The sequence below is a fragment of the Streptomyces sp. NPDC058964 genome, from assembly GCF_042741275.1.
Lineage (GTDB): Bacteria > Actinomycetota > Actinomycetes > Streptomycetales > Streptomycetaceae > Streptomyces.
On sequence record NZ_JBHYKH010000309.1, the window covers coordinates 1 to 2,533 of the forward strand.

Below are 2,533 nucleotides of genomic sequence, written 5' to 3' on the forward strand. Positions count from 1 at the left end.
CCGCCCCTTCGTCGTCCGACCTGACTGCGACGGCGTGGACCGTGTTCCGGGGCACGGGGGCTCGACAGCGTCCCGACGGCACGGCCGGATTCTGACGTGACATCTGTTTCAGGACGGATTGCACACGTTACCCATTTCAACTTCCTGCCAAACCAAGTTGCCGAAACCAGTCTGTACGCCTCGCCCCGGGAGTGGTTGGTTGTGCTGCGTGGCGGCCCGCACGGACCGAAGGGAGCGGTACCGATGACCGACCAGACAGTGCCGGCGCAGGGCCCGGGGGCATCCGGGCCGGGGCCCGACGGAGCGGGGTTCACCTATCGCGGAGCCGAACAGGAACTGATCGTGGTGGCGCGCCCCGAGGCCCGGCTGCGTGCCTCGGCCGACGGGGTCCGCTCGACGGCGGGCGCCGACCTCTCCGCCCTCGCGATGTTCCTCGACGACGAACAGCTGGTCCTTGAGCCGCTGTTCGGCAGCGAGGAGCGGGTGCGGCAGACCGGTGCCGAGGGAGTGCCCGACCTCACGTTGTTCTACCGGGTGAGCGGCGGGGAGAGCCGGGCACAGGAGCTGTGCGCGCGGATGGCGGCGCTGCCGGGGATCGACACGGCGTACGTGAAGCCGGGAGCCGTGCCGGCCACGGTCGCCGACGACGAGCGGCGGCGCAAGGAGGGTGCCCCGATCACCCCGGACTTCAGCGGCCGTCAGGGGTATCTGCGCCCGGCGCCGGAGGGGATCGACGCCCACTGGGCCTGGCAGCGGCCCGGTGGGACCGGACAGGGCGTGACGGTGATCGACGTCGAGGGTGCCTGGCAGCTCGGGCACGAGGACCTGGCAGCCAAACTGGCCGGCGTCGTCGTCGGCACGCCGCTGACGGACCTCGCCTGGCGCAACCACGGCACCGCCGTGATCGGGGTGCTCGGCGGCGACCGCACGGACCACGGCGTCACCGGGATCGTGCCGGACGCGGTGACCGCGGCCGCGTCCTTCCGGGGCGCCGGTACGGCGGCGGCGATCCACGCGGCGGCCGACCGGCTCGGCCCCGGCGACCTCGTCCTGGTCGAGCTGCACCGGCCCGGCCCGCGGTTCGAGTACGCCGACCGCGACGACCAGCGCGGTTACATCCCGCTGGAGTGGTGGCCGGACGACTACGCGGCCGTGCGGTACGCGGCCTCCCGGGGCGTCCTCGTGGTGGCGGCCGCGGGGAACGGGGGCGAGTCCCTCGACGACGCGCTGTACGAGCACCGTCCCGACGGCTTCCCGTCCTGGTGGCGCAACCCCTTCAACCCGGGCGGCCCGGCCTCCGGCGCGGTCCTGGTCGGCGCGGGTGCCCCGCCGCCCGGCACGCACGGCCGCGACCACGGACCGGACCGGTCACGACTGGCGTTCTCCAATTACGGCGCCCGCGTGGACGCCCAGGGCTGGGGGCGCGAGGTCACGACCACCGGCGGCTTCTGGGACCGGCCCGGCGACCTCCAGGGCGGGCCGGAGGAGATCACCTGGTACACGGACACGTTCTCCGGGACGTCCTCGGCCGCCCCGGTGGTGGCGGGCGCGCTGGCCGCGCTGCAGGGCATGCTCAGGGCGGCCGGGCAGCCCCCGATGTCACCGGAGCGCGCCCGCGAGGTGCTGCGGGTCACGGGCTCCCCGCAGCAGGACGCGCCGGGCCGGCCCGCCTCCCAGCGCATCGGTGGCCGGCCCGACGTCAAGGCGGCGGTCACCCACCTGCTGCCGCAGGCGGTCGGCTCCGGCCGCGCGGAGCGGTACTGGGACGAGCTGCTCCCCTACCCCCGTGAACTCCCGCCCAGGCTGCGGCTGTTCGTGGCCGGCTCCTGGCGGAACCTGAATCGTCCGTCCCCCGAGATCCGCCAGGCGGTGCACACCGCCTTCGCGGGGGGACGGCCCGACGTCCGCGTGTGGTTCGCGGACGACGAGATCGTCGGCCTGGTCGTCACGGGCTGACGGATCCTCAATCGACCGAAACACCATCAAGGGAAGGTGACACATCATGAGCACCACCCCGCAGATGAACCAGCCGATGAGCCAGTTCGGACAGCAGTTCCCGAGCACCTCGCCCCACCAGCCGTACGGCACGGGCAATTCGCTGGAGCAGCTCCAGCAGCTCGGACAGCAGCAGCCGTACCAGCAACTGATGCAGCAGCTCGGACAGCAGCAGCCGTACCAGCAGCAGCTCGGGCAGGCGCCGATGCAGCAGCAGGGATACGGCGAGCAGCAGATGCAGCAGCAGCTCCAGCAGGTCACGCAGGCCGCGATCCAGCAGATCTCGGCACAGGCGCTGCAGGCGGGCATCGCCAACGGCTTCATCGACATCGTGCAGCCGCTGCCCGGTCAGCCGCGGCAGGTCTTCCTGCGCTTCCCGGACGGCTTCCGGGTCCTCAACAACCCGACCCAGCAGGCCCACCAGGAGATCCAGGAGGCGTTCGCCCGCGGCCACCAGGTGATCGGCGTCTGGGACGGCACGTCACCGGCGGTCCTGCGCGGCGTGCGGGTGCAGAAGCTCTGACCCAGGAGTGAGAGC

Annotated in this window: 2 protein-coding genes; both read left to right on the top strand. The window is 72.7% G+C overall.

Features of this window, described 5'->3' with window-relative positions:
- Positions 1–243 precede the first annotated feature (243 nt).
- Positions 244–1,956 carry a S8 family peptidase gene (locus ACFW2E_RS30385; RefSeq protein ID WP_384470279.1) on the top strand — a complete coding sequence of 571 codons (1,713 nt, stop codon included), beginning with the start codon at positions 244–246 and terminating at the stop codon, positions 1,954–1,956.
- Between the two features lie 46 nt (positions 1,957–2,002).
- Positions 2,003–2,518 carry a hypothetical protein gene (locus ACFW2E_RS30390; RefSeq protein WP_384470280.1) on the top strand — a complete coding sequence of 172 codons (516 nt, stop codon included), beginning with the start codon at positions 2,003–2,005 and terminating at the stop codon, positions 2,516–2,518.
- Positions 2,519–2,533 lie beyond the last annotated feature (15 nt).